3 protein-coding genes are annotated in these 4,352 nt (G+C 52.3%); all 3 read right to left on the bottom strand.

Going from position 1 to position 4,352, the window contains the following annotated elements:
- Positions 1-3: 3 nt before the first annotated feature.
- The 3 genes from B3F49_RS05115 to B3F49_RS05105 are packed head-to-tail and all read right to left on the bottom strand — an operon-like array spanning position 4 to position 4,219.
- Entirely contained in the window at positions 4-1,002 is a 999-nt protein-coding gene (locus B3F49_RS05115; RefSeq protein ID WP_293909450.1) for a LacI family DNA-binding transcriptional regulator, read from the bottom strand.
- A gap of 42 nt (positions 1,003-1,044) precedes the next feature.
- Positions 1,045-3,390 carry a TIM-barrel domain-containing protein gene (locus B3F49_RS05110; RefSeq protein WP_293909448.1) on the bottom strand — a complete coding sequence of 782 codons (2,346 nt, stop codon included), beginning with the start codon at positions 3,388-3,390 and terminating at the stop codon, positions 1,045-1,047.
- Between the two features lie 4 nt (positions 3,391-3,394).
- Positions 3,395-4,219, bottom strand: a complete 825-nt coding sequence (locus B3F49_RS05105; RefSeq protein WP_293909446.1) for a carbohydrate ABC transporter permease — start codon at positions 4,217-4,219, stop codon at positions 3,395-3,397.
- Positions 4,220-4,352 lie beyond the last annotated feature (133 nt).

The following is a 4,352-nucleotide window of genomic DNA, read 5'->3' as shown; positions in this document are numbered from 1 at the left end:
TCTCTACCCCTTGCTGCTCTTTCGGGGAATCAACTTCGACTGCAGAACATGCTGGGTTTTGGAGTAATTGCCGGTATGGATCACCTGTTTGAGAAGGCTTACTCCCAGCATGCCCATCTCCTGTAGAGGAAGCTCAAAGGTGGTGATCGGAGTATTCCAGAACTCGGAGAAGTCGCGGTTGTCAAAGCCAACCACCCGTACCTGGTTTGGTATGTGGATGTTCATTTTCTGTAGTGCTGAAATTGCACCGGCTGCAATATAGTCGTTGGCACAGAAAATACCATCTGTTTGGGGATAGTCCTTCATCAGTTGCTCGGCTGCATCAAACCCATGGCTGAAGTCGTAGTTGCCATAGTAGCCGTCTTTTGGCATCTGCAGATTCAATTCCTTTACCCTCTGGCTGAACCCCTTCAGACGATCCTGCACAGAGAGGCGGTCCTCAGGACCACAAATCATCGCAGGGTGGCGCATACCACAGCCATACAGATGCTCCGCCGCCTGATAACCCCCCGTCGTGTTATCTACTACGACGCTGGTCATCTCCTGGGCTGCCATATTGATGGAAACAATGGGAATATCAGGGTTCTGGGTATCGAGATTGAACTCCTTCCAGACGGGAATATGGTGGCAGAACAGAATGCCCTCCACCTTATGACTCTTCAAAAAGTTGTATGCCTTCTTCAAGTCATTGCCGAACTCAACACCGCTGACGAAGAACAAGGAGTACTGACCGCCCGATAATCCATGCTCGATACCCCGCACTATCTGGTTGACGAATGTCTCGGTAATATCGGCTGCCAAGCATCCGATGATCCCCGAGTTTCCCCGCTTCATACGCGATGCATTCCAGGAAGGAACGTAGCCAAGCTGCTCTATCGCCTCAAGCACCTTCCTGCGGGTGGCTTCCCCGACAGGGCGCTTCCCATTGAGGGTATGCGTAACCGTAGCAGGAGAGACGCCGGCAGCCTTCGCCACATCTACAATCGTTACTACATCACGCATACATCCTCCTTTAGGCAAGTGTAAAGCCTCTTGTAGTCTTTGTCACCCGCTTATTGCAACTACCATATGTTCGCCTTCCTTGAAAGTGTCAGGGTCGAACGAAAACTGTGAGACTGTATATCCTTCAGGCACCTTGATGGTAAAGATTCGCTTCTTGTCGATTGCCCCAACTTTCTTGGTAATCACCAGGGAGTGGTCAGTTACTTGGAACTCCCACCTGTTGTACCGCTTAATGGCAAGCTCAGTACTCCCATCGTCCTCAAAGTACGTGGACTGTACCTCTTTACCTGCTGTCTTGCAGGGATGGACCAAGAGCTCCACCTTCTCAAACACACCGCTTTGGAGGTGTGTCAGACCGGGGGCGGTCGGAATCACCGACCCCTCCTTGGCAAACCAGAGACTCTCGCCTCCAGGAGGATAGGGGAGTTCGAGGTTTGTTCCTCCCTCAAACGCTGTTCCATCCTTGCTGTACCACCACAAGCCCTGAGGGAGGTAGACATCAGCTTTGTCTTTCCCCTTTTCAGTAACCAAGACCTTCAGGATATGTGGTCCGAACAGACTGTTGACCTCATCACCCTTGATGGTTTTGTCGTCTGGGAACTCCAGACAGAGCGGGCGTTCGATTGGAGAGCCTTCGGTTGCCGCCTCAAAAGCACAGGTATAGATATAGGGCATGAAGCGATAGTGCTCAAGAATGAGGGAGCGGATGTGGGGCAAAGCGCTCTCATAGGACCAAGGCTCGGTAGGATTGCCGTCCTCGCGCCAGGAGTGGATTACGAACCGGCCCTGAAAGACCGCCGACTGAGCCGAGCGTACCAACAACTCTTCCTCCGGAAACGCTCCAAAGAAGCCTCCCAAGTCATGGCCGAAATAGGGAAGGCCGGAAAGGCTGAACCCCTGACCCATATACTGGTTGTACTTTAGTGTTTTCCAGTCGCTGACATTGTCACCCGACCACGTCCTGGCAAAACGTTGAAGCCCTGCATAGCCGCTTCGGCTGTAGATCCAAGGACGCTTCTGAGGCTGCTCCTGCTTGAACGCCTCGTAGGAGGCCTCAGCCATCCTGATGGGATACAGCGTCTTTGTCTTATAGGCCTCAAGCTCAACATCCTCAAGCTCCAGCTCATTGTTGTCATTCCAGATGCCTGTACACCCATTGTCGAGATACTGAGCCTTCAACTGGCTCTTCCACCACTCTTTTGCCTCAGGATTGCTGAAATCGATGAAGGAAGCCTCGCCGCCCCAGAAAAACTCCTGATAGGGCTGGCCGCTCTGGTCCTTGATGAAGTACCCCTTTTCTTTCAGCTGTGCATACCACGGATGGCTGGTCAGGATTCCCGGCTTTATGTTCATGCACAAATTATACCCACGTTCGGAAAGCGAGGTGAGAAACGCCTTGTGGTCGGGAAATTTCTGCTTGTTCCAAAGAAACGCATATCGCTTGCCCTCGGCACTTTTCAAATAGCCCGAGGAGACATACATGCCTTCACAAGGAATCCGGTGTTTTTCGACGGTGGCAAAGTAGTTCAGGATTCTTTGTTCTGCATCATCAGGCTCGGCATAGTTCATGGAAGAACCGAAGAACCCGAAGCTGAACAACGGCGGGAAGGCGGGAAAGCCGGTTACCTTGAAGTAGTTCTTCAGCACTTGTTGGTACGAGCCACCCATGAAAGTGAAGTAACTGTATGGACCGCCATCCACCTCAACGGAGAAGAAGAACGGACTCTCCCTGCCCAGGTCGAAAAGCTTGATCAGGCTCTGGTCGAAGAGCAGGCCGCACAGGGCTCCTGTCTGGGTATTGCGCTTGATCATAAAAGGAATCGACTTATAGAGAGGATCGGAATTGGAAGCATCATAACCGAGCGAATCACGGTTGTACATGGAGAACCGTCTTCCTCTTCTGTTGGGCAGCCCGCTCTTATCCCCGAGGCCGTAGAACTCATCCGCCTCTGAGAGGGGAAAGTTGAACCTGCTGAAGGAGTCCTGTGAACCTTCCTTGGTAAAACAGCGCACCTGGTAGGAGGGCAGCACCGTGTCTGCGGTTCCCACCCGCCCACCGTGCTGCAGGATTCCTGCGTACCAGATGCTGATGAGCGCATAGCGCTTCTCAAGGACCACCCGGCTCATGCCGCAGGTGAGAATGAAGGCCTCGCTCTCTTCCTTGATGCTGATCTGTTCATCCAACTCTACAGACTCATACGGGCTGGTGATGTATTGACTGGCCTTGGTGAATGTCTCATGGATGGATACATGGTCGAATTGATAGTTGACCTTCACTATCTCAGAGGTGAAGAACCGTATATGGATTTCACCACCGACTCCCTTGGCGATAACCAAGGAAGGGGAATGAAAAAGACATGCAGACAGAGAGTGAATGATATGTTTCATGCGTTCAACCTTTTACCGATCCTGCAGCAATACCGGAGAAGAAGAACCTTTGGAATGCCAGGAATACGATGATGACGGGAATTATGGCGATGGTGGTCATGGCAAGCAGGTCAGACCAGTTGATCTGCAGTTGCCCGACGAAATTCGCCAGCGCCTGCTGGATGGTCTGCTTGCGGTTGTCGGTGATGACGATCAAAGGCCACAAGTAGTCGTTCCAACGCCACATGAAGCTGAAAATGGCAATGGTGGCAACAATGGGCTTGCTCATGGGGAGAATCAAGCGGAAGAAAATAGTGTGCTCCCGCGCCCCATCGATGCGGGCCGCTTCGATCAGCGAGTTCGGTAGCGTCACCAAATACTGACGGGCAAGGAACACTCCCGTAGGAGTGGCAGCCGGTGGAATGATGATTCCCCACAGTGAGTTCAGCATGCCAAGACTCTTCAACTGGAGGAAAATCGGAATCATGATGACCTGCAGGGGAATCATGAGGGTGGCGATCATCACGGTGAAGATGATGTCCCTCCCCTTGAAAATGTACTTTGCCAAGGCGTAGCCGGCCATCAGGTTGATCAACACCGTAATGGCTGTGGAAACCACGGCCACGAATACCGTGTTGGAAAAGTAGACCGGGAAGTTGCCTGCCGCAAGGCTGGAAACATAGTTCTCCAGCGTCCAATCCTGGGGAATGAAGGTAAGAGGGACCCTGAACAGTTCACTTTGGGGCTTGAAGGAGGAGAGAACCACCCACAGTACGGGAAGCAGTGTTGCCAGGGAGAGCAGGATGAGAATGGCATAGTGCACTATTCTATACATGCGTTGCTTATTCATGGTCGGCCTCCCTTCCGCTGAGTTTGAACTGCAGGACGGTGAAGAGGGAGATGATGAGCATCAACACGATCGACATGGCGCTTGCATAGCCCATGCGGTCCTCCAGGAATGCCACTTGATACACCTGCTGGAC

The organism is Sphaerochaeta sp. UBA5836, assembly GCF_002432845.1.
Classification (GTDB): Bacteria; Spirochaetota; Spirochaetia; order Sphaerochaetales; family Sphaerochaetaceae; genus Sphaerochaeta.
Note: the sequence above shows the minus strand (reverse complement) of the source record. Positions and strands in the feature narration are given on the sequence as shown.

Bases quoted from the DNA above. Each gene is read 5' to 3' on its own strand.
- B3F49_RS05110 (WP_293909448.1), bottom strand. From the start codon at position 3,390: ATGAAACATATCATTCACTCTCTGTCTGCATGTCTTTTTCATTCCCCT.
- B3F49_RS05105 (WP_293909446.1), bottom strand. From the start codon at position 4,219: ATGAATAAGCAACGCATGTATAGAATAGTGCACTATGCCATTCTCATC.
- B3F49_RS05115 (WP_293909450.1), bottom strand. From the start codon at position 1,002: ATGCGTGATGTAGTAACGATTGTAGATGTGGCGAAGGCTGCCGGCGTC.